This window comes from Cohnella sp. GCM10027633, assembly GCF_042675445.1.
Lineage (GTDB): Bacteria > Bacillota > Bacilli > Paenibacillales > Paenibacillaceae > Cohnella.
In genome coordinates this window covers 231,158-254,084 of record NZ_JBHTGV010000006.1, presented here as the reverse complement: position 1 = coordinate 254,084, position 22,927 = coordinate 231,158, and the positions used below count along the sequence as shown (strand labels likewise).

General features: G+C 60.8%; 21 protein-coding genes. 18 read left to right on the top strand and 3 right to left on the bottom strand.

What is annotated here, in order from left to right; translation table 11 throughout:
- Together ACFQZG_RS16615 and ACFQZG_RS16610 are read left to right on the top strand one after the other, a co-directional pair.
- Positions 1–780 carry a class I SAM-dependent methyltransferase gene (locus ACFQZG_RS16615; protein WP_378154451.1) on the top strand — a complete coding sequence of 260 codons (780 nt, stop codon included), beginning with the start codon at positions 1–3 and terminating at the stop codon, positions 778–780.
- Positions 781–886: 106 nt separating this feature from the next.
- The gene (locus ACFQZG_RS16610; protein ID WP_378154449.1) at positions 887–2,233 is read left to right on the top strand and encodes an MATE family efflux transporter; all 1,347 of its coding nucleotides are present in this window, start codon (positions 887–889) and stop codon (positions 2,231–2,233) included.
- 42 nt (positions 2,234–2,275) lie between these two features.
- Here the strand turns inward: ACFQZG_RS16610 and ACFQZG_RS16605 are convergent, their stop codons facing one another.
- Together ACFQZG_RS16605 and ACFQZG_RS16600 are read right to left on the bottom strand one after the other, a co-directional pair.
- On the bottom strand, positions 2,276–3,166 hold the full coding sequence (locus ACFQZG_RS16605) for an SDR family oxidoreductase (RefSeq protein WP_378154447.1): 891 nt from the start codon (positions 3,164–3,166) through the stop codon (positions 2,276–2,278).
- 122 nt (positions 3,167–3,288) lie between these two features.
- Positions 3,289–4,686: a SpoVR family protein gene (locus ACFQZG_RS16600; RefSeq protein ID WP_378154446.1), complete on the bottom strand. Its 1,398-nt coding sequence runs from the start codon at positions 4,684–4,686 to the stop codon at positions 3,289–3,291.
- A gap of 153 nt (positions 4,687–4,839) precedes the next feature.
- On the opposite strand from ACFQZG_RS16600, the gene ACFQZG_RS16595 reads away from it, so the two are divergent.
- On the top strand, positions 4,840–5,067 hold the full coding sequence (locus tag ACFQZG_RS16595) for a hypothetical protein (protein WP_378154444.1): 228 nt from the start codon (positions 4,840–4,842) through the stop codon (positions 5,065–5,067).
- 32 nt (positions 5,068–5,099) lie between these two features.
- Here the strand turns inward: ACFQZG_RS16595 and ACFQZG_RS16590 are convergent, their stop codons facing one another.
- Positions 5,100–5,396: a DUF1294 domain-containing protein gene (locus tag ACFQZG_RS16590; RefSeq protein WP_378154442.1), complete on the bottom strand. Its 297-nt coding sequence runs from the start codon at positions 5,394–5,396 to the stop codon at positions 5,100–5,102.
- 155 nt (positions 5,397–5,551) lie between these two features.
- Here ACFQZG_RS16590 and ACFQZG_RS16585 point away from each other — a divergent pair, with 155 nt between their 5' ends.
- The 15 genes from ACFQZG_RS16585 to ACFQZG_RS16515 all read left to right on the top strand — a co-directional run bounded on the left by ACFQZG_RS16585 (position 5,552) and on the right by ACFQZG_RS16515 (position 22,914).
- Positions 5,552–6,466, top strand: a complete 915-nt coding sequence (locus ACFQZG_RS16585; protein WP_378154440.1) for a LysR family transcriptional regulator — start codon at positions 5,552–5,554, stop codon at positions 6,464–6,466.
- Between the two features lie 236 nt (positions 6,467–6,702).
- Positions 6,703–7,593 (top strand): transporter substrate-binding domain-containing protein, encoded by an 891-nt coding sequence (locus ACFQZG_RS16580; protein ID WP_378154438.1) that lies wholly within the window; start codon positions 6,703–6,705, stop codon positions 7,591–7,593.
- 36 nt (positions 7,594–7,629) lie between these two features.
- Complete coding sequence (locus tag ACFQZG_RS16575; protein WP_378154436.1) at positions 7,630–8,421, top strand: amino acid ABC transporter permease; 792 nt, start codon at positions 7,630–7,632, stop codon at positions 8,419–8,421.
- Complete coding sequence (locus ACFQZG_RS16570; RefSeq protein ID WP_378154434.1) at positions 8,418–9,128, top strand: amino acid ABC transporter permease; 711 nt, start codon at positions 8,418–8,420, stop codon at positions 9,126–9,128. Before ACFQZG_RS16575 ends, ACFQZG_RS16570 begins: the two co-directional genes overlap by 4 nt.
- Positions 9,125–9,877 (top strand): amino acid ABC transporter ATP-binding protein, encoded by a 753-nt coding sequence (locus ACFQZG_RS16565; protein ID WP_378154432.1) that lies wholly within the window; start codon positions 9,125–9,127, stop codon positions 9,875–9,877. Before ACFQZG_RS16570 ends, ACFQZG_RS16565 begins: the two co-directional genes overlap by 4 nt.
- Before the next feature lie 19 nt (positions 9,878–9,896).
- A complete protein-coding gene (locus ACFQZG_RS16560) occupies positions 9,897–10,913 on the top strand; it encodes an LLM class flavin-dependent oxidoreductase (RefSeq protein WP_378154430.1) in 1,017 nt (338 codons plus the stop codon).
- Positions 10,914–10,949: 36 nt separating this feature from the next.
- Positions 10,950–12,149, top strand: a complete 1,200-nt coding sequence (locus ACFQZG_RS16555; RefSeq protein WP_378154428.1) for an amidohydrolase — start codon at positions 10,950–10,952, stop codon at positions 12,147–12,149.
- Positions 12,139–13,293: an N-methyl-L-tryptophan oxidase gene (gene solA, locus ACFQZG_RS16550; protein WP_378154426.1), complete on the top strand. Its 1,155-nt coding sequence runs from the start codon at positions 12,139–12,141 to the stop codon at positions 13,291–13,293. Before ACFQZG_RS16555 ends, solA begins: the two co-directional genes overlap by 11 nt.
- A gap of 11 nt (positions 13,294–13,304) precedes the next feature.
- A complete protein-coding gene (locus ACFQZG_RS16545; protein ID WP_378154424.1) occupies positions 13,305–13,811 on the top strand; it encodes a DinB family protein in 507 nt (168 codons plus the stop codon).
- Positions 13,812–13,844: 33 nt separating this feature from the next.
- A complete protein-coding gene (locus tag ACFQZG_RS16540) occupies positions 13,845–14,378 on the top strand; it encodes a GNAT family N-acetyltransferase (RefSeq protein WP_378154422.1) in 534 nt (177 codons plus the stop codon).
- A gap of 35 nt (positions 14,379–14,413) precedes the next feature.
- Positions 14,414–15,748, top strand: a complete 1,335-nt coding sequence (locus ACFQZG_RS16535; RefSeq protein ID WP_378154420.1) for an LLM class flavin-dependent oxidoreductase — start codon at positions 14,414–14,416, stop codon at positions 15,746–15,748.
- 260 nt (positions 15,749–16,008) lie between these two features.
- Positions 16,009–18,351 (top strand): RNA polymerase recycling motor HelD, encoded by a 2,343-nt coding sequence (helD, locus tag ACFQZG_RS16530; RefSeq protein ID WP_378154418.1) that lies wholly within the window; start codon positions 16,009–16,011, stop codon positions 18,349–18,351.
- A gap of 25 nt (positions 18,352–18,376) precedes the next feature.
- A complete protein-coding gene (gene recQ / locus ACFQZG_RS16525) occupies positions 18,377–20,221 on the top strand; it encodes a DNA helicase RecQ (RefSeq protein ID WP_378154416.1) in 1,845 nt (614 codons plus the stop codon).
- 131 nt (positions 20,222–20,352) lie between these two features.
- Positions 20,353–21,225: an AraC family transcriptional regulator gene (locus ACFQZG_RS16520; RefSeq protein ID WP_378154414.1), complete on the top strand. Its 873-nt coding sequence runs from the start codon at positions 20,353–20,355 to the stop codon at positions 21,223–21,225.
- A 156-nt stretch (positions 21,226–21,381) separates the two neighbouring features.
- Positions 21,382–22,914 (top strand): family 43 glycosylhydrolase, encoded by a 1,533-nt coding sequence (locus ACFQZG_RS16515; protein WP_378154412.1) that lies wholly within the window; start codon positions 21,382–21,384, stop codon positions 22,912–22,914.
- The last annotated feature ends 13 nt before the right edge of the window (positions 22,915–22,927 follow it).

Below are 22,927 nucleotides of genomic sequence, written 5' to 3'. Positions count from 1 at the left end.
ATGGCGAACTATGAACAGAAGGTACACTGGGAAGCAACGAAATACGACGATGCCATGCATTTCGTGTCCGGGTATGGCGTGAACGTGATGGAAGCGTTGCGTCCGCAAATGGGAGAGGCGATCGTCGACTTCGGATGCGGCACGGGAGATTTGGCGGCAAAGATCGCGGCAAGCGGCGCGAATGTCGTCGGAGTCGATATTTCCCCGGAAATGGTCGAAAGAGCGCGAACGAAGTACCCTGATATTACGTTCGAAGTGGCAGACGGCATGAGGTGGAACGCGACGAAGAAGTACGACGCGGTGTTCAGCAATGCGGCACTCCACTGGATGAAGGATGCGGAGGCGGCGGTTCGGACGATGTCGGGTAGTCTTCGCGTAGGCGGCAGGCTGGTAGTCGAGTTCGGCGGCTACGGAAACGTAGGCAACATCGTCGAAGCCATGCGGAAGACGATGCACGAGAACGGCCGAATGGACGCGTTCGTGATGCCCTGGTATTTTCCGAAGGTAGGGGAATACGCTTCGTTGCTCGAGAAGCACGGCTTCGAGGTGCGGCACGCGATGTTGTACGACCGGCCGACGCCGCTGGAAGAAGGCGAACAAGGGATGATGGGTTGGCTTCGCATGTTCGGCGGCGCCATGGTGCCTACGGCCACGGAAGAGGAGTCGGAGCGGTGGTTCGCGGAAGCTTGCGATAAGTTAAGAACGACGGCCCAGTATGCGGACGGACAATGGACGGCCGACTACCGAAGAATTCGCGTCGAGGCGATCAAGCTTAGCTGAGCGACCGTCAAGATTGGATATAACTTCGACCCGATCGCGCATTGACAGCATCGGGGTCCTTCGGAGAAAATGGGTTGAATCCAACTACGAAGGACAGTGCAACAAGATGAAATTAATGAAAAGCTGGTACGCGATTCTTCTGCTGGCGTTGCCCTCGCTATTCGCGTTCGCTTCGCAGACCGTAACCGGCACCGTGAACTTGATCCTGGTCGGTGATCTCGGTTATCTTGCGATCGCGATCGTCGGCGTGACGAATATTATTATGTACAACGTGTTTGCCATCTTCTCCGGTATCGGACACTCCGTGAATTACTTGGTCGCCCAGAACTTCGGGGCGAACGAAATGCGTAAAGGGATGCAGCGTACGTACTTGGCGTTGCTTGTCAGTCTCGGCGTCGGCCTGATCATCGCGCTGGCCGGCTGGGTCGCGAGCGAGTCGGTGCTTCGTCTAACCGGCGCTTCGTCGAACTTCATCGCGACCGGCAGCGAGTACGTCGAGCTTCGATTCTACGCGATGGCATTCGGCATCATCAGCTTCGTATTCCACGGCTTCTTCCGCGGCATCGGGGATACGCGGACGTCGATGATCGTCTCGATCATCTCCAATACGCTGATGATTGTACTGACGTACGGAATGACCTACGGCCATTGGGGCATGCCTGATATGGGTCTCGTCGGCGCAGGCTACGCTCTCGTCATCGGCGAAGGGGTACAACTCGCGATCTGCTTGATCGTGTTCTGGGGGCCGCTGAACCGGAAGTTCAAGACGCGCAGCATTCCGAAGTCGGATTGGAAGGAGCTTCGTCTTATCTCGCAAGAGAGCGGTAAGCTCGGCTTGCAAGAATTTTCCATGAGTATCTCGATGTATATCTTCACGATCTTCGTCCTGACGCTCGGGGAGGTCGCGACGGCCGCCAACGAAATGGCGCTCAGCGTGATGTCGTTCGGCTTCATGCCGGCGTTCGCGTTCGGCTCGACCGCGACGATTCTTATCGGACAGCAGCTCGGTCAGCGAAATCCGCAGCTTGCGAAGATCATGGGGACGCACACGGCGATACTCGGCACGATCTTCTTGATTCTGCTCGGTACCGCGGAGTTGATCTGGGCGGATCCTATCGCTCGAATGTACAGCGACGATCCGGAAGTCTACCATCTGGCCGCGGACTTGATTCGGGCGTCGGCTTACTTGCAAATTTTCGACGGCTTCTACAACTTCTACGCTGGCGGCTTGCGCGGTATCGGGGACACGACGTTCCTCATGCGCGCCTCGATCGTGCTCAGCCTGTTCCTGTTCATCCCGATTACTTACTTGTTCGTCAGCGTATGGGATTGGGGCAGCATGGGCGCGTGGTATGCGCTCTATACGTATCTCGTGGTTCTGGGCTTGACCGTCATGGTGAGATATTATCGGACGGACTTCAGCACCGTTCAGTTGAAGGAAGCCGCGCACTAATTAACGATTATTCGCACAGAAAAACGGGTGGGCCGAATCGGCTCACCCGTTTACGATTTCTCCGCCATTGACGTGCAGCACCTGGCCGGCCATATACGAAGAATCCTCGCTCGCCAAGTACACGTAAGCGGGAGCGAGCTCGGAGGGTTGTCCGGCGCGCATCATCGGCGAGTCGGAACCGAACTTGGCGACCTTCTGGGCATCGAACGTCGAAGGAATGAGCGGCGTCCAGATCGGGCCGGGCGCGACCGCGTTGACGCGGATCCCTTGGCCGATCAAGTTCAGGGCGAGCGATCTCGTGAAAGCGACCTGCGCGCCTTTGGTCGAAGAGTAATCGAGCAGCGTCGGACTGCCTTTGTAGGCGGTAATCGACGCGGTATTGATGATCGTGGCGCCTGCGGACAGGTGCGGCAGCGCGGCCTGCGTGAGATAGAACATCCCGAACACGTTCGTCCGGAACGTGCGCTCGAGCTGCTGCGGCGTAATCAAGTCGAGCGTGTCTTGCGGGTGCTGCTCCGCCGCGTTGTTAACGACGATGTCGAGGCGTCCGAACGTCTTGACCGTCTGGTCGACCGCGTACTTGCAGAAGCTAGGGTCTCCGACATCGCCGGAGAGCAGCGCGATCTGTCCGCCGGCTTCTTCGACGAGCCGCTTCGTCTCCTGCGCGTCGACTTCCTCGTTCAAGTAGACGATGGCGACCTTCGCGCCTTCCTTCGCGTACAGAATCGAGACGGCTCGTCCGATGCCGCTGTCTCCGCCGCTGATGATGGCGACCTTGTCTTTCAGCTTCCCGGCCGGATAATAAAGCGGGGATTGCGATTCGGGCAACGGGTTCATGTCCTTCTCGATGCCGGGCATCCGGTTCTGGTGCTGCGGCGGGAACGATGTCGGACGCGCCGGCTGCCGGTTTTCCGGTTGAGGAATCAGTGTCACGTGATGATCTCCTTTCGGTATGTCGGTAGGGTATACCGGAATGGTAACGATTAGTCATGCTGTCATTACCCGATTAACGAAAAGACGACCCGCGGACGGGTCGCCTTTATCGCATATTTCATCTACGCGTTCTTCCTCGAAGTCTTCTTCCCGTCGCAGCTGAACAGCACTTTTTTGTCGTCGACGACGGTTTCCAGATGCACGGGTTTGCCCCATAACGAGACGAGGTACGGCAACGTGCGCTCCACGTACTTCAGATCGAGCTCGACGCCTTCGAACCGATGGGCGATGTACAACTCGCCGTTGCGTTGATAGTCGCCATCGGCGATTTCCAAGTATGGGAATCCGCCGTTCACGCGGGAGAACGCGAGCTGGTCGCGAATGTGCTCCCACGTCTTATCCGTAATCTGCCACTCCGGCCCCTTCTTCTCGAATACGTACAGATCGAGATCTTCGACGAGCTCTTTCGTCAAGTAGTTGCGGAGGAACGAGATATCGGAGTCGAGCTCGCGGACCTCGAAAATTTTGTCATGGCCGAATCTGCGCTCGATATCCTCGAAAATCTTCAGACCCAGATAATAAGGGTTAAGCGAATGGCGCGACGGCTGGACGACGGCGGAATTCAGTTTCGCGTATTCGATCGTCTCCTCGCTCGTCAGGGGCAGCTCGCGCATGATTTTCTGGTGCCAGTAGGACGCCCAGCCTTCGTTCATGATCTTCGTCTCGATCTGCGGCCAGAAGTAGAGCATCTCCTCGCGCAGGATGCTCATGATGTCGCGCTGCCAGTCTTCGAGCTGGGGCGAGAATTCCTGGATGAACCAGACGACGTCTTTCTCCGGCCGCAACGGGAACTTGCGCGGTTCGACCGGTTCTTCCCGCTTGGCGGCGCGAGCCTGCGATTCCTCCAACTCCCACAGATCCGCGTACCTCGGGTCGATGACGCGCGGAGCCCGGTCATCCTTGGCACGCTTCTGCTGTAGTTCGGAATATTGACGCTTATCGAGCCCATAGGGCTTATGAATGCTGGGGTCGACATGCTCCTGCACGGCCATCACTGCATCGAGGAACCGCTCAACTTCGGCCGTGCCGTGTTCGATCTCGTATCCGTGAATCCGCTCTGCGGCAGCGGACATGCTCTCGACCATGTTGCGGTTGGAGATGGAGAACCGGGCGTTATTCTTGAAGAAGTCGCAGTGCGCGAGCACGTGGGCGACGATCAGCTTGTTCTGCACGAGCGAGTTGCCGTCGAGGAGGAAGGCGTAGCAAGGATTGGAGTTAATGACAAGCTCGTAGATTTTGCTGAGGCCGAGGTCGTATTGCATCTTCATTTTATTGAAGGTTTTGCCGAAGCTCCAGTGGCTGAACCGGGTCGGCATTCCGTACGCGCCGAACGTATAGATGATATCGGACGGGCAGATCTCGTAACGCATGGGATAGAAGTCTAGCTCGAAGCGCTCCGCGATCTCCGTAATCGCTGCGATCGCTTCCTCCAGTTGCTGCTGTTCTTGTTCGTGCGGCATGTTCGGTCAAGCCCCCTGTCGATCGTGATAGATTTCACCACCTTATGTATATGTGGGAACTCGCGGGAGCGTGACAGGGAATGTGGGGGGGATCCGTTGGTTGTCTTGTAATCAACTGTGATATAATTGACGAATATAGGAGGGATGATGAGCATGAACTTTAGCTTGAAAGCTCCTGATGGAACGGTAATCGAATCTTATGTGAAAGACCATAGAGAATTTATTCAGATCGCCGGTATGGAATATGAGGTTCATAGTCCAATCGATGATTTAGATGCCGATCCGGAGATCAGGCAGATGATCGAAGCTTCGGAAAAAGAAATTAGGCAGGGTAAAGTGTTCTCGACGGATGAGTTAATCGAAAATCTATCTTCTAATTGACGGCCGACTTCGAGAGTCGGTTTTTTTATGCTTTAACCGAACAAGCCGGCAGGTAAAAGATCGGTCAAATATAATACTCCGAACACATTCCATGCCAACAAGAGAGGCACCCCGAATACGAACGAGGCGTGTTTCGTCTTATGGCGGAACGCATACATGCCGATCCACGAGCCGAGCGCGCCGCCGGCGAACGCGACGAACATGAGTGCGTTCTCGGAAGTGCGCCGCATGCGGCGTTTCGCTTTGATTTTATCGTTGCGCATGGCGATGATGCCGATCGCGTTCAATAGGACGAGATAGCCGATCAAATAAGGGACGTACGGTTCCATGGCGATGCCTCCGAATCTATGATCTCTACTGTGGCATTATAGCATGTAACGCCGCCTGGGCCGAACCGCTCGATAATTGTACCTTTACTTTCTTACAATTCCGATTTATCCTATAGGATATATGTAATATGTGAAGCGATCGGGAGGCGATATCCATGAACATCGATAACATCGAGGCGTTCGTCTACGTGATCCATTGCGGAAGCTTCAATAAGGCCGCGGATGCCCTGTACTTGTCCCAACCGTCCGTAACGGCGCGCATTCAATCGCTGGAGCGGGAACTCGATTGCAAGCTGTTCGACAGGCTGGGCAAGCAAGTGCACATTACGGAGGAAGGCAAGCGGTTCCTTCCTTACGCCCAGCAATTGCTCGCCACGTACCGGAAGGGCAAGCTGGACGTGCACCGCAAGAAGTCGCTGCCGGGCGAATTCCGCATCGGCTGTACCGGTTCCGTGTCCAACTATATCGTTCCCGAGCTGCTGCCGCGGCTGAAGCGGCGTTTTCCGGATACCCGTTATAAGATCGTGACCGGCGTAACCGACGATATCGTCGGCAAGGTGCTGAACAAGGAAGTCGACATCGGCTTCGTGCGCAACGTTACGCATCCGAGCCTTCAATCGATCAAGTTCTGCGAAGATCCGATCTCGCTCTATGCGTACGAGGGCCATCCGTTCGTCGGGCAGCCGTCGCTTACGATCGAGCAGATCGCGGACCAGTCTCTCGTGTTCTTCGAGTGCGGGGCGCTCGATTGGCTTCGCATCCATAGACTGTTCGAGAGCCTGGACTATCCGCCGAACATTCAGTTCCAGACGGATAACTCCGAAGCCGCGAAGAAGCTGGTCATCCGGCAGGCGGGCATCTCTTTCTTGCCGGGCTGGAGCGTCCGGGAAGAAGTCGCCGAAGGCAGGCTGGTGCGGCTCCGCGTGCCGGAGACGGAGGGCATCGGCCTCCAGACGAACGTAATCGCCTATCCGGGAGAGCACGCGCTGCTTCTCCAGGTCATCCTAGAGATCGGCAAAGAGCTGCATGCGAGCCCCGTTGCTCCCCTCCCGAGAGAATCCGCCATGTAATCCCCGATTGCCGCGCTCCTATCCGAAGACCGACGCATCCCATGAGCCGATGCCGTCGGTCTTTTGCATCTCCTTCCCGTTCGATCGTTATTTTGAATTAATCGATAGACTTTCTCTATTATCCGAAGCGTTGACGGTAAGGATGCGCGGTGATATCGTTATTCTAACGTTAATTCTTAGTTATCCACTAGGAATTATAAGTTTAATAAAGAAGTAGAAAAGGCGGAGGTATTCCCATGAAAAAACTAACGTTCGTGATCGTCGCACTACTGCTCGTCCTTACTGCCGCATGCGGCAAAAGCAATAACAATAACGACGCAAGCAGCTCGCCGTCCGAGCAGCAAGCCGCGTCGCCTAGCGCTTCCCAGAGCGCATCCGAACAGCCCGCAAGTTCCGAAGCTCCGGTAGAAGCGAAGAAGATCATCGTCGGAACGGGCAACCAGTTCCCGCAGGTCGCGTTCCTCGACGAGAGCGGCAAGCTGACCGGATTCGACGTCGAGCTCGTGAGAGAAATCGACAAGCGTCTGCCGGAATACGAATTCGAGCTGCAAGTGCTCGACTTCACGAACATTCTGCTCAGCCTCGAGACGAAGAAGATCGACCTCGCCGCTCACGAATTCGAGAAGAACGCGGAGCGCGAAGCGAAGTACCTGTTCAACAAAGAACCCTACGCGCACTGGAAGAACAAGATCATCGTCGCGGCGGATAACAACGATCCGATCGAATCTCTCGACGATCTGAAGGGCAAGAAGGTATACACGACGGCGACGAGCGCGGAAGCGCAAATCGTCGAGAACTATAACAAGGAAAACGACAACGCGATCGATATCGTATATTCGAACGGAGGTTCCGGCGACCTTGCGCAGCAGCTCACGTCCGGCAGGGCGTACGCTTCGATCGGCGCGGACTTCGTTCTCCCTCTCCTCGATCCGGAAGGCAAGCTGAAGACGGTCGGCAAAGAGCTGAGCGAGTCCGACATTCTGTTCCTGTTCCGCAAGAACGATCCGGACCAGCAGACGCTGGCCGACGCGGTCGACCGCGCGATCGTGGAAATTCGCAACGACGGCACGCTGTCCGCGCTAAGCAAGCAATGGCTCGGCTTCGACGCCACCGTATCCGAGAAGTAAACCGCCAGCGGAAGTGAGAAGAAAGGAGCCGTGCGCATGGCACCGTTCGATATCGGCTACGTCTACGAATATTTCATCAAGCTGCTGCCGTACATCCGCATCTCGCTCGTCATCGTGCTCAGCTCGATCGGCGTAGGGCTGGTCGTCGGAATGCTCGTGGCCCTGCCGCGGCTCTACAAGGTGCCCGTGCTGCAGCGGGTGTCCCAGGTGTACGCGTCCTTCTTCCGAGGGACGCCGATCCTCATCCAGCTGTTCTTGATCTATTACGGATTACCCGAGCTGCTCAAGCTCGTCTCGATCGACGTTTCGAAAGTTCCGGCGTTGCTCTTCGTCATCGCGGCATACGGGCTGCATAGCGCGGCGTATATATCCGAAGGCATCCGGGCGGCGGTCGCGGCCGTCGACCGGGGTCAGGTGGAAGCGGCGTACGCCGTCGGCATGAGCGGGTACCAGGCGTTCGCCCGCATCGTGTTCCCGCAGGCGCTCGCGATCTCGGTTCCGATTCTCGCGAACCTCGTCATCGCGACGCTCAAGGACACGTCGCTCGCCTTCTCGCTCGGCGTCATGGAGCTAACCGGCAAGGCGCAGACATTGTTCACGGTGTCTAAGCACATGATCGAAAGCTACTTGGCGTTGGCCTTGATCTACCTCCTCATCAGCATGATTCTGGAGCGGTTGTTCGCCTTGGTCGAACGCCGGCTGCTCCGCCATGAAGCCCGCGAGGAGGACGAAGAGCGCGTGCCGATGGGCCGTCAATGGCTCAATCGCCGCTTCAAGCGCCGGCTTCAAGCGGACGTCGCGCTTACGGAAGGAGGTGTAGGCAGATGACGTTCGATCCTTCGTTCATCTGGACGGCATTCGTTGAACTGTTGAAGGCGTTGCCGACGACGTTATATGTTACGGCCGTGTCCGTAGGCTGCGGCTTCGTCATCGGCGCGATCGTCGCGTTCGCACGCATATACCGCATTCCGGTGCTGCGCCAGATCGGCGCGACGTACGTTACGATTATTCGCGGCACGCCGATGCTGACGCATCTGCTCATCATCTATGTCGGGTTGTCGATGATTCTCGATAGCCTGTCCGAACAGTACGGCTGGTCGTTCAATTCGACGATCATTCCGATGATCGGCTTCGCCTATATCTCGTTCTCGATTACGGCGGGCGCCTACTTGTCCGAAGTCATTCGCGCCGGCATGCTGGCGGTCAGCCGGGGGCAGCTGGAAGCGGCTTACGCCGTCGGCATGACGACGCCGCAGGCGCTGCGCCGGATCGTGTTCCCGCAAGCGTTCGCGGCCGCGCTGCCTAACCTGTCCAATTCGCTCATCGGCATGCTGCACGGGTCGTCGCTCGCTTTCTACGTATCGGTCGTGGACATTAACGCCAAGGCGCAGATCGTCGCCTCGACCAACTGGAAGTTCTCCGAAGCGTTCCTCGCGGCGGCGCTCATCTACTGGGGACTGACCGTCCTGATCGAGCGGGTCACGGCGGCGCTAGAGAAGCGGATCAACGTCTACAATCGCGGAGGTGTCGCATGATCAAGCTGACCAGCATACGGAAGTCGTTCGGCAAGAACGATGTTCTGAAGGGAATCGATCTGACCGTCCGCCAAGGCGAAGTCGTCGCGATCATCGGGCCGAGCGGCTCGGGCAAGACGACGCTGCTCCGGTGCATCAACTATCTGGAGAAGCCCAGCGACGGAACGATCGCGATCGGCAACTACGGCGTCGACGTCCGCAAGGCGCATAAGCACGATATCCAACAGCTTCGCCGCAAGTCGGCGATGGTGTTCCAGCAATACAATCTGTTCCGTCATAAAACGGCGCTGGAGAACGTCATGGAAGGGCTCGTCGTCGTGCAAAAGGTGCCGAAAGCGCAGGCAAGGCAGCAGAGTGTCGAGCTGCTCGAGAAAGTCGGCCTCGGCGCCAAGCTGGACGCGTATCCGAGCCAGCTGTCCGGCGGCCAGCAGCAGCGCGTCGGCATTGCCCGGGCGCTGGCGCTGAATCCCGAGGTCATCCTGTTCGACGAACCGACGTCCGCGCTCGATCCGGAGCTCGTCGGCGAGGTTCTGGCGGTCATACGCAGAATCGCGAAGGAAGGCATCACGATGATCATCGTGACGCACGAGATCGGCTTCGCCCAGGACGTCGCGAACCACGTCGTGTTCATGGACGACGGCGTCGTCGTGGAGGAAGGCTCTCCGAAGGAGATTTTCCAGAAGCCTAAGGAGGAACGAACGAAGCAATTTCTGGCGAGGTTCTCGGCGGAGAGCGCGTATTCGATATGAAGATGGGAGCGGATGGAGCATGGCTTTGAAATTCGGAATTCTGGACCAGAGCATCGTCTTCCCCGGCCAGACGCCGGGCGAAGCGCTCGCCAATACGATCAAGCTGGCCCAACTGGCGGAGACGCTCGGTTACGAGCGGTTCTGGGTGTCGGAGCACCACGATTCCCCGCAGATGGCGGGCGCTTCCCCGGAAGTGCTGATCTCGCATCTGCTCGCGCGTACCGACAAGATCCGGATCGGTTCGGGCGGCGTCATGCTGCAGCATTACAGCCCTTATAAAGTAGCGGAGAACTTCAACGTGCTCGCGTCGCTCGCGCCGGGCCGGGTCGATCTCGGCATCGGTCGCGCGCCGGGCGGATTGCCGAGATCGACGAAGGCGCTGCAGCGGGGAACGGAGGAGCAGGCGGATGCGCTCGCGGCGAAGCTCGCCGAGCTGGACCAGCTGCTCCGAGGACCGCTGGACGAAGCGCACGCGCTGTCCGGCTTGCAGGCGAACCCGATTCCGACGCAGCCGGCCGACGTCTACTTGCTCGGCACGAGCGTGTCGAGCGCCCGGTTAGCCGCCGAGCGCGGTTATCCTTACGCGTTCGCGTTGTTCATCAACAACGACCCGTCGGCAGCGAAGGAAGCGTTCGAGACGTATCGGGAACGGTTCGACCGGACGAAGGGCGCGGAGCCGAAGCCGATACTGGCGTTGTCCGTCATCGCGGCGGATACGGAAGAAGAGGCGGCGGAGGTCGCGGGCGCGTTCAAGAGCGTGCGCGTGACGCTCGCGAGCGGCAAGACGCTGAACGTCGGCTCGTTGGAGCAAGCGGAGGCGTTCGCGAAGCAGGCAGGAGAGACGTATACCGCGGAAGTTCGCGAAGCGGACATTACGAGAGGCACGAAGGAGACGGTCCGCAAGCGGCTGCTCGAGCTGCGCGAGACGTACGGCGTCGACGAATTCGTGTTCACGACGATCGTGCCGGACTTCGAGAAGCGGAAGAGATCGTTCACGTTGCTGAAGGAAGCGTTCGAAGAATCGGCGGTTCAATAGATTCGCCGCGACGGGCGAAGGGATATCGGAGGTTGCATGACGATGGGCAAACAAGACGAAGCAGCGTTCGCGGACAGATTGGTCGGATATAGAAGGCACCTTCACGCCAACCCGGAATTGTCTCACGCGGAGCACGAGACGACCGCCTCGATTCGAAGCTGGCTGGGAGAAGCGGGCATCCGCATCGCGGATAAGTACCGGCTGAAGACCGGCGTCATCGCGGAAGTCGGAGGCGCGCGGGGAGGACCGGTCATCGCGCTGCGGGCGGATATCGACGCGCTGCCGATCCAAGAGCAGACCGGGCTGCCTTACGCTTCCCGCCATCCCGAGCGGATGCACGCCTGCGGCCACGATTATCATGCCGCGGCGCTGCTCGGGGCGGCGATTAGGCTGAAGGAGCGGGAGAGCGAGCTGCCCGGCACGGTCAGGCTGTTGTTCCAGCCGGCGGAGGAGAAGGCGAAGGGCGCCGCCCAAGTGATCGCGAGCGGCGCGCTGGCAGACGTCCGGGCGGTGTTCGGCTTGCATAACAAGCCGGACTTGCCGGTCGGCACGGTCGGCATACGGCCGGGGCCGATCATGGCCGCGGCGGACGGCTTCCTCGTCGAAGTGACCGGCCGCAGCTCCCATGCCGCGGTTCCCGAGGCGGGCATCGACCCGATCGTGGCGTCGGCTCACATCATTACGGCGCTGCAGACGATCGTCAGCCGCAACGTCGGCGCGCTGGACAGCGCGGTCGTCAGCGTGACGAGGCTGAACGCCGGGACGGCGTGGAACGTCATCGCGGAGCAGGCGGTGTTCGACGGCACGCTCCGCACGTTCGGCGAACGGACGCGGGAGACGGTGCGCGCCCGGTTCGAGCGCATCGTCACGGGCGTCGCGGCGTCGCTCGGCGCGGAAGCGAAGGTCAATTGGATCGAAGGACCGCCTGCGGTCGTCAACGATCCGGCATGGGCGGAGCTGTCCGCGCGAGCGGCGGCGTCGCTCGGGCTGCAGGTGGTCGAGCCGCAGCCGTCGCCGGCCGGCGAGGACTTCGCCTTCTACTTGCGCGAGGCGCCGGGCAACTTCCTGTTCGTCGGCACGTCGGGGCCGCAGGAGTGGCATCATCCGGCGTTCGACGTCGACGAGCGGGCGCTGCCGATCGCGGCGGAGCTGCTCGCCTCGATCGCGGACGAAGCGCTGGGCGAGCTGGCGAAGCGAGATGCCGCGAACCGGAAGGAGAGCGCCGATGCGCTATGACGCGATCGTCGTCGGCGCGGGCTCGATGGGCATGAGCGCGGGCTACGAGTTAGCCGCGCGCGGGCTGAAGACGCTGCTCGTCGACGCGTTCGATCCGCCGCACGCGCACGGCAGCCATCATGGCGAGCCGCGTCTCATTCGCCGCGTCTATAGCGGCGGCCCGACGTACGTGAAGCTCGCGCTGCGGGCCGACGCCAAGTGGCTGGCGCTCGAGGAGGCGACCGGCGAGAAGCTGCTGGAGAGGTCCGGCGTGCTTAGCATCGCCGACCCCGACGTATTCTCGTTCGACGGCCGGTTCAAGGACGCCGCCGATTACGGCGTCGACTTCGAGACGTTGACCGGTTTGGAGGTTCGCGACAGGTGGTCGCAAATCCGCGTACCGGACGCCTATCGGGCGATGTACGAACCGGGAGCCGGTTATCTGTACAGCGAGAAGTGCGTGCAGGCATATCGCAAGCAGGCATTGGCTTCCGGCGCCAAGCTTCTCGTGAACGCGCCCGTCACCGCGATTCGTCCGGGCAAGAATGGCGTCGTCGTATCCGTCGGCAACGCGACGTACGAAGCGGAGCACGTCGTGCTGAGCGCCGGCGCTTGGATGAGCGCGTTCGCCGGGCTGATCGACGCGCCGATCCGGGCCGTCCGCAAAGTCGTCGGCTGGTTCCAGCCCCGCGACGGTTCGTTCGACGCGGGAGCGTTCCCGGGCTTCACGATCGGCGACGCGACCGGCGGTTACTACGGCTTCCCGAGCATCGGCGGGGCTGGCGTCAAGATCGGCCGCCACGACGGAGGCGTTCCTTGGAAGCCCGGCGAGCCGCTCGCGCCGTTCGGCGCTTACCCGGAAGACGAAGCGGACCTGCGGCAGGCGCTCGAAGCCTATATGCCCGCGGCCGCCGGTTCTCTGCTCCGGGGCGTCGCTTGCAAGTACGAGATGACACCCGACGAGCACTTCCTCATCGATGACCATCCGGCCTATCCGAACGTGCATATCGCGGCCGGCTTCTCCGGTCACGGGTTCAAGTTCGCGAGCGCCGTCGGAGAGCTGGTGGCCGATCGGATCGAGCACGGCCGGTGGAGCGAAGATCTATCGACGTTCTCCCTCTCGCGATTCGCCGCGAAATCAAGCACGACTAGCATATTTCAATAGGAGGCACGACCATGAGCCAAGCGCAAGAACTCGTCGATATCGATTCCTATCTGGACACTTACGAGCAGTTGCGGCAAGCGACGGAAGGCTTGTCCGCCGAGCAGTTGCGCTGGAAGGCGTCCGAGAAGACCTGGAGCGTCGCGGAGGTGCTGACGCATCTGGCCGATCACAATATCGTCGTCTCGTTCCGACTGCGGGAAATCCTGTCGGGCTCGACGACGAAGCTGCCGGCGTTCGCTCAAGATCCGTGGGTAGCGGGACAGAAGGCGAACGAAGGCAAGGTCGAGGATACGCTGGAGCTGTTCCGTCAATTGCTTCTATACAATAGCCGCTTGTTCCGAAGATTGGAAGCCGAAGACTGGGAGAAGACTGGCGTCAACTTCAAAGGCGAGAACGTGACGGCGGGCGGCATCGTCCGGTCGTTCGTCGCCCACGTGCAATCGCATCTCGGACAGATCGACCGCATTAAGCGGGGAGAGACCGAATCGCGCAATGCCGGTTCCGGCTGCGCGATCTGAACGCCATCTATTAATGGAAGCGAGGGGAAGCCCATGACGACAGGACGATTGCAAGTCCGGCTCGCGGAAGCGGAGGACCGGGAAGAGGTAGCCCGCGTATTGTTGGATGCTTACGGTCAATACGAGGAGGCGCTTGCCGGCGAACGCTGGGAGCAATACAAAGCGAACATTCTCGAGGCGGTCGACGCGCCGACGACGCTCGCGAGATTCGTGGCCGAGGTCGACGGACGAATCGTCGGCAGCGTGTTCGTCTACGCGACGTCGACGGAAGCGTACGGCGCTCCCCAGCTCCAGATCCATAACCCGATCATCCGGCTGCTAGGCGTTACGCGCGAAGCGCGCGGACTCGGAGTCGCCACCGAGCTCATTCGGGCGAGCGCCAAGCTGGCGCGCGAGGGCGGCGCGGACTCTTTGCATCTGCATACGTCGGACTTGATGGATTCGGCGGTCCGGCTGTACGAGCGGCTCGGCTTCGAGCGGGCCTACGACAAGGAGTTCCATAACGGCAATATCTTGGTCAAGAGCTACCGGCTGCGTCTCGAGGAGACGGCTTTGCTGGAAGCTTGAACGACGCATAGCGAACGAAGAGGAGGAAGAGCAACATGGCTAACCGGAAAAAGATTAAGCTAGGCACGATCATCCACGGCGTAGGCGGCAACGTGTCCGCTTGGCGGCATCCGGAGGTTCCGGCCGACGCGAGCGTGAACTTCGAGTTCTATAAGAGCCAGGCCCAGATCGCGGAGGCGGGCAAGTTCGACTTGGCGTTCATCGCCGACGGCCTGTACATTAACGAGAAGTCGATTCCGCACTTCTTGAACCGGTTCGAGCCGATCACGATTCTGTCCGCGCTCGCGGCGGTAACGTCGAAGATCGGCCTCGTCGGCACGCTGTCGACGTCGTACAGCGAACCGTTCACCGTATCCCGACAATTCGGCTCGTTAGACCACATTAGCGGTGGCCGGGCGGGCTGGAACGTCGTCACGTCCCCGCTCGAAGGCTCCGCCAAAAACTTCGGCAAGCCGGAGCATCCGTCGCACGACGTGCGCTACCGGATCGCCGAGGAATTCCTGGAAGTCGCGCGCGGGTTGTGGGATTCGTGGGAGGACGACGCGTTCGTGCGGAACAAGGAAACCGGCGTATTCTTCGACCGTTCGAAGCTTCATACGCTGAACCATAAAGGAGAGTTCTTCTCCGTGCAAGGGCCGCTGAACATCGCGCGCTCGAAGCAAGGCCATCCGGTCATCTTCCAAGCGGGCTCTTCCGAGAGCGGCAGGAAGCTGGCGGCCAAGAGCGCGGACGCGGTGTTCACCGGGCACGAGCGGATCGAAGACGCGAAGGCGTTCTACAAGGACGTCAAGGACCGCGCGGAGGCGCTCGGCCGTTCGCGTGACGATATCGCCATCTTGCCGGGCATCGGACCGATCGTCGGGGATACGGAGGAGGAAGCCGAGCGCAAATACTTGGAGTTCGCCAATCTCGTGACGATCGACAAGGCGCTCGAATATCTCGGCCGGTTTTTCGAGCATCACGACTTCTCGCAGTACCCGCTGGACGAACCGTTCCCGGATCTCGGCGACCTCGGCTCGAACAGCTTCCGAAGCGGCACGGACAAGATCAAGCAAGTCGCGCGGGAGCAAGGGCTAACGTTGCGCCAAGTGGCAATCGGGGCGGCAACGCCGCGCGGCGCGTTCATCGGCACGCCGGAGAAGATCGCCGATCTTATCCAGCTCTGGCACGAGGAGGAGGCCGCGGACGGCTTCATCCTGCATGCGCCGACGCCGGACGCCTTGCGCGACTTCGTCGAGAAGGTCGTGCCGATTCTGCAGGAGAGGGGCGTCTACCGGACGGAGTACGAGTCGGATACGCTTCGCGGCAATCTCGGGCTGCCGATTCCGGCCAACCGGTATGCGGCGGAGAAGGTCAATAGCGCGGGATGACCGCCGAATAGGAGCAACGAGCCAAGCTCTCCATGCGATCGACGCAAAGTCGCCGCGATCATGGGGAGCTTGGTTGTTTGATATTAACATGATATTCGCAATCGAAATCGCCGTTCTCTATTCGTTCGATAAGCAGCTCAAGCTCCGCGATTCTTAACCTCGCGTCTATGCGGGTAAGCAGATTCGAACAGGGTTGCGCTAGCCCCGCCCGCATGATACAACAGAGAATACAATGTTATCCGTAAGGAGTGAACGATCCGTTGGCTGGACAAGAGGCGCCTCGCGAAGAGGAAGAACGGCGGTTGCGAGATACGCTGGAGCAGGTAAGCCGCAGGCTGCGCAAGGAGATGGCGCTGCTCGGGGACCGGAGAGACGACGTCGTCGGCATCCGTCAGGAATTCTGGGAAGACGTGCGGATGAGCTTCACCGACAGGGCCGAGGTCGACGAGACATGGCGCAGCATCATGCAGCAGGCGGAGCTGCTGGCCGAGCGGGAGCGCAGCCACCGCGTCGCGTCGGAGGCGGTCGAGCGGCTGACGAAGCAGTTCGACTCGCCGTATTTCGCGCGCATCGACTTCGCGGAGCGGGGCGGTCCGAACGAAACCATCTATATCGGAAGAGCGTCGCTCGTCGGCGAAGACGGAGAGACGTTCTGGGTATTCGATTGGCGAGCGCCTATCTCGAGCTTATTCTATGATCACGAGCCGGGGCCGGCTTCCTACGCGGTTCCGGACGGCGTCATGCAGGGGGAGCTCGCGCTTAAACGTCAATTCGTCATCCGCGGCGGCCAGATGAGGCATATGTTCGATACGTCGGAGACGGTCGGGGACGAGATTCTGCAGGCCGTGCTGTCGGAAGGCTCCGATACGTCGATGAAGAGCATCGTGGCGACGATTCAGAAGGAGCAGAACCGGATCATCCGCGACGAGAAGCACCGGATGCTCGTCGTCCAAGGCGCGGCGGGCAGCGGCAAGACGTCGGCCGCGCTGCAGCGGATCGCGTACTTGCTGTACCGGTTCCGCGACACGCTGAAGCCGGACAATATCATCCTGTTCTCGCCGAACCCGGTGTTCAAAGGCTACGTCTCGCGGGTTCTTCCGGACCTCGGGGAAGCGAACATGACGCAGATGACGTTCCGCGAGCTGATCGAGGCGAGGCTCGGGCGCCGGTTCGAAGTCGAGGATCTGTTCTCGCAGACAGAGGCTCTCGCGGCGAGCGCGGAGACGACGGGCGGTGCCGCGAGAGAGCGCGCGGTGCAGTACAAAGGCTCGGAGCATTACTTCGCGACGGTCGAGAACTACTTGAAGCGGCTCGGGACCGAAGGCGTCAAGTTCCGTCCGCTCCGGTTCCGCAACATGACGATCGCTTCGGCGGAGGAGATGACGGAGCAATTCTACTCCGTTCGCCCCGCCGACGGATTCGGGCTAAGGGCCGCGGGCTTGCGCCGATGGCTGAACGAGAGGCTGAAGACGTGGATCGAGTCGCAGGCCGATGAACCGTGGGTGGAAGAAGCGGCTGAGCTCGCCGATAACGAGGACTTGCAGCGGGCGTACGTCGACGTGCGCCGAAGCGGCGGCTTCCACGACGAATCGTTCGACGACGACGATCAACTGCGCGCGAGACTTCGCCGCCGCGCGGCGGAGAGCGCGATCGCGCCGATCATCAAGGCGGTCCGGGGCTACCGGTTCATCGACTTCGTGGCAACCTATCAGGAGCTTTTCTATAGTAGATCCCTGTTCGTCGCTTGCGCGCCAGACGGGCTGCTGCCGGCCGGCTGGGATTGGATGGCGCTCCGGTGCGAGGAGACGCTCGGCCGCAAGCGGATCGATCACGAAGACGCCACGCCGCTCATGTACGTATCGGAAGCGCTCGAAGGCTTCCGGAGGGTGGAAGGCGACATCTCGCACGTGTTCGTGGACGAGGCGCAGGATTACTCGCCGTTCCAGGCGGCGTACTTGCGTCGCCGATATCCGCGCGCCCGAATGACGGTGCTCGGGGACTTCAACCAGGCGATCTACTTGCAATCGCAGCAGAGCGGGGGCTTCGGCGGGTGGACGCGGCTCATGTCGCCGGAGTATACGGCCGCTTGGAAGCTGACGACGAGCTATCGTTCGACGAAGCAAATCGTCGATTACACGAAAGGCATTCTATCGCCGGAAGACGCGGCGGGCATTACGCCGTTCGAGCGGTCGGGCGAAGCGCCGTCGGTCGAGGCATGCAGGGACGTCGCGCGGATCGGCGAGCGGGTCGCCGAGGCGGTAGCTGAGCTCGCGTCGCGCGGTTACGGCACGATCGGCGTCATCGCGAAGACGTCGAAGGACAGCGGGGACGCATACGCGATTTTGTCCGAGCGCCTGGCGGAGGGCGTGCAGCTGTCGCACGTGACCGGAGTATCGGCGGAGCTGCCTCGCGGTGTATCCGTCATCCCGTCCTATCTGGCGAAGGGGATCGAGTTCGACGCGGTGCTCGTTTGGGACGCGAGCGCCGAACGCTACGGCAGGGAGCAAGACCGCAAGCTGCTGTATACCGTATGCACGCGGGCGCTCCACGTGCTGCGAATCTACTATGCCGGGGAGCCGTCTCCTTGGTTGCCGCGGTCGTAATGCGCAAGGGGAGAGGAAGAGGCTTATGGGAACCGGATGGAACGTCGATTTCGACGATGCGCTGAAGGCGCTTCGCATATACTTCGGCTATGACGCGTTTCGAAGCGGGCAACGCTCGCTCATCGAAGCGCTGTTGGAAGGGCGGGACGCGCTCGGGATCATGCCGACGGGAGCGGGCAAGTCGATCTGCTATCAGATTCCGGCCGTGCTGCTTCCCGGGGTGACGCTCGTCGTCTCCCCGCTTATCTCGCTCATGAAGGACCAGGTCGACGCGCTGAACGAGACGGGCATTCCCGCGACGTTCATTAACAGTTCGCTGTCGCTCGCGGAGACGAACGAGCGGATAAGGCAGCTCGAAGCCGGCAAGTTCAAGCTGCTCTATATCGCGCCGGAACGGCTCGAATCGGAATACTTCCGCTCGCTTCTCCGCCGGATCGAAGTGCCGCTCATCGCGGTGGACGAGGCGCACTGCGTCTCGCAGTGGGGACACGACTTCCGTCCGAGCTATATGACGATCGTACGTCTGCTGCGTGACATCGAGCCGCGTCCGATCATGGCCGCGTTCACGGCGACGGCGACCGACGTCGTGAAGGACGACATCGCGGAGCGGTTGCAGTTGCGCGATCCGGCGCGGGTGACGACCGGCTACGCGAGGGACAACTTAACGCTGAACGTCGTCCGCGGCGCGGACAAGCGCGCGTATATTCGCGAGTTCCTGCGCGAGCGTCCGGGACAAGCGGGCATTATCTACGCGTCAACGCGGCGCGAGGTGGACGGTACGCACGCCTGGTTGAACGGGCTCGGCATCGCGGCGGGCAAGTATCACGCGGGATTGACGGAAGAGGACCGCGCGGATACGCAAGACGCGTTCCAACGGGATGACGTACCGCTCATCGTGGCGACGAACGCCTTCGGCATGGGCATCGACAAGTCGAACGTGCGCTTCGTCATCCATCACAACATGCCGAAGAATCTCGAGGCGTATTATCAGGAAGCCGGACGCGCGGGTCGAGACGGCGAACCGGGCGACTGCGTGCTGCTGTTCTCGGGCCAGGACGTCGTGACGCAGAAGTTCTTCATCGAGCAGAGCGAGGCGGACGAGGAACGCAAGCGCAACGATTACCGGCTGTTGAACGAGATGGTGCAGTACGCGCACACGGGGGAATGCCTGCAGTTGGCGATCGTCCGCTACTTCGGCGAAGAGAACGGCGAGCCTTGCGGCCGCTGCGCGAATTGCACGGACGATCGGGAGATGGTCGACGGGACCGACGACGCGAAGCTCGTCTTCGGCACGATCCATAAGCTGCGCCAGCGGTTCGGCGTCACGATGGTCGCCAAGGTTCTGCGAGGCGCGAAGGACGCGAAGCTGCAGCAGTTCGGGTTCGACAGCTTGGCCTACTACGGCAAGATGAGCGGGCGCACGGAGAAGGAGATCGTGCAGATCGTCCAAGCGCTCGTCGGAGACGGTTACTTGCGGTTGACCGACAGCCAATACCCCGTCGTCCAGTTCACGGAGAAAGTACGAGAGGTGCTCGAGCAAGGAGAGCGCGTCTATCGCCGGGTGGAGCGGGAGCTGCCTCCGGGCGTATCGCGCAGCGGAGGCGGACGGTCTCGCTCCGGCGGCGGCTCGGCCGCGCGCGGCTACGCCGAGGATCCGGCCTTGTTCGACGCGCTGCGCCAGGTGCGCAAGCGGATCGCGGACGGCGAGCGATTGCCGCCGTTCGTCATCTTCCACGATGCGACGCTGCAGGAGATGTGCCGCGTGAAGCCGACGACCGAGAGCGAGATGCGCACGTTGAAGGGGATCGGGGAAGCGAAGTTCGCGAAGTACGGGCGGGCGTTCCTCGAGGTCATCCGGGAGCATCGATGAACGATGAGAAGCACGCGCCACGGCGCGTGCTTCTCTGTCCATACCGATGCCCGCGACGTGCTGTCCGAAGGAAGCAGGGAATGACAGGATCGAGCGAGAACGCTATGGTAGGATGAATCCACGAGGAGGAGATGCGGTTGGAATGGCTGAACCGGATGAGCGCCGCGATCGACGAGATCGAGCGAACGCTGGAAGATCGTCTCGATATCGAGCAGGCGGCGAAGGCCGCGTATACGTCCCCGTTTCATTTTCAGCGGATGTTCCATATGGTTACGGGAATGACGGTCGCGGAGTACGCCTGCAAGCGCAAGCTGACGCTGGCCGCGCAGGAGCTCGCGACGACAGGCGCCTGGATATTGGACGTCTCGCTGAAGTACGGCTACGATTCGCCGGAGTCTTTCGCGAAGGCGTTCCGGAAGCTGCACGGCATCGCGCCTTCCGAAGCCCGGGGCGAGAGCGTCCGGCTGAAGGCCGTTCCCCGCATTTCCTTCCAGTTGTCGCTTAAAGGAGACAAGGACATGGATTACAGAGTCGTGGAGAGAGACGCGTTCCGCATCATCGGCAAAGCATTGCGCACGACGTGCAAGGACGGAGAGAACTCGCGAGAGATTCCGAAGTTCTGGCAACGGAGCAATCAAGACGGTACGGTCGAGAAGCTGGTCGAGGTCGGCGGCGGCAAGGAGGACGTGCTCGGCGTCTGCCTGGATATGCAGGTAGGCGAGGAAGAGTTCAACTATCTCATCGCGGTGGCGGCGCCAAGCGAAGCTGAAGTGCCGGAAGGGTACGAGGCGAGGGTAATACCGGCATACACGTGGGCGGTGTTCACGTCGGTCGGGGCGATGCCGGACGCGATTCAGACCGTCTGGAACCGCGTCTTCCAGGAATGGTTCCCGGCGACGGGCTACGAGCACGCGGGCGGTCCCGAGTTCGAGCTGTATCCGCCTGGAGACGTGAACGCGGACGATTACCGGTGCGAGGTATGGCTTCCGGTCGCGAAGAAGTAAGCGAAGAGCAATGGCAACGTCCATCCAGGCGGGTGGGCGTTGTTTGCGTTCCAACAAGGACAATATTGCCCGGTAAAAGGACAATCGAGGCTCATGGTCGGTAAATCGTGCGTTGCTATAATGGGAGTAACCTACGTATCGCAGAGAGGATTCCCTATGAAAAAAGCTCGTTTGCTGCTCCCGGGAGTACTGCTATTGGCCGTCGTCAGCGGATGCACGTCGTCTTCGCCCGAATCCACGTCAACCCCGTCTTCCGCGCCGCCGGCGACTTCGTCGTCGACGCCGTCCGAGGCGCCTTCGCCTACGTCTGCGGCTTCAGCCCCGGCGCCGGCCGAGCCGGTCGCCGACGTCAGCTCCGGCAATCCGATCTTCACGAGCATCTTCACCGCCGACCCTTCCGCGCACGTGTGGGAAGACGGCCGGATTTACGTGTATCCTTCGCATGATATTTTCCCGTCGCGGGGCAGCGATCTGATGGATAAGTACCACGTCTTCTCGTCGGACAACATGGTCGACTGGGTGGACGAAGGACAGATCCTCGAAGCGGCCGACGTGCCGTGGGGACGTCCGGAGGGCGGCTTCATGTGGGCGCCTGATGCCGCGTACAAGGACGGGATTTACTACTTCTACTTCCCGCATCCGAACGAGTCCGATTGGAATAAGTCTTGGAAGATCGGCGTCGCGACGAGCGACAAGCCGGCCTCGGACTTCAAGGTTCATGGCTACATCGAGGGATTGCCCGGCGACAGCTTCATCGACCCGAGCGTGTTCCGCGACGACGACGGCAGCTACTACTTCTACGGCGGGGGCGGCGGTCGCAGCTACGGAGCGAAGCTGGCGGACGACATGATGTCGCTAGACGGGCCGCTCAAGCCGTTCCCGGAGCTGGCGGACTTCCACGAGGCGACTTGGGTGTTCAAGCGGGGAGACCTCTATTACCTGATGTATGCAGACAACTATAAGGACGGCAACCGGATGCGCTACGCGACGAGCGATAGCCCGCTCGGTCCGTGGATGAACCGCGGCGTCCTCCTCGACCCGGTCGAGAAGAGCGGCACGTCGCACGGGTCGATCGCCGAGTACAAGGACAACTGGTACATGTTCTACCATAGCGGAGAAATTTCCGGCAATGGCACGCTCCGCTCCGTGCGGGTGGACCGGGTATACTTCAACGAGGACGGCACCATTCAGAAAGTCGTCCAAACCGCCGAAGGCGTGCCGGCCGTCGGACCGCGCTCGAAGGCGACGGAGCCGAAGTACGCCGAGTTGATGGGCGAATCGATGGAGGGCTACAGCGTTCGCACTGAATATCAGGTAGGCGGAGAGGGCGTAACGGTCGGAGGCGGGGCGACGCTGTCGGGCGCCAACGTCGGCAACATGCACGTGGAAGGCTCGTTCATCGAACTGACCGGCGTGGACGGCGGATCAACCGGCGGCAAGGCTCTGCTGACGGTCGAGTATGCTTCCGCCGACGGAGGCGCTGCGTTCAAGGTGGATTCCAGCGGCGATAAGGCCGGGGACGGCTACTTCCTCTCCTTGCCTGGAACCGGCGGCTGGGACGCGTACACGGGCAAGACCGAGCGGCTGATCGATCTGAAGCCGGGCAACGGCAACGTCGTCCGTTTGAGCGGCGGCATGGGCGGGGCGAACGTATCTAAGGTGTCGGTATCGCTCGCTCCGGCGCAATAACGGCGGCAGACGC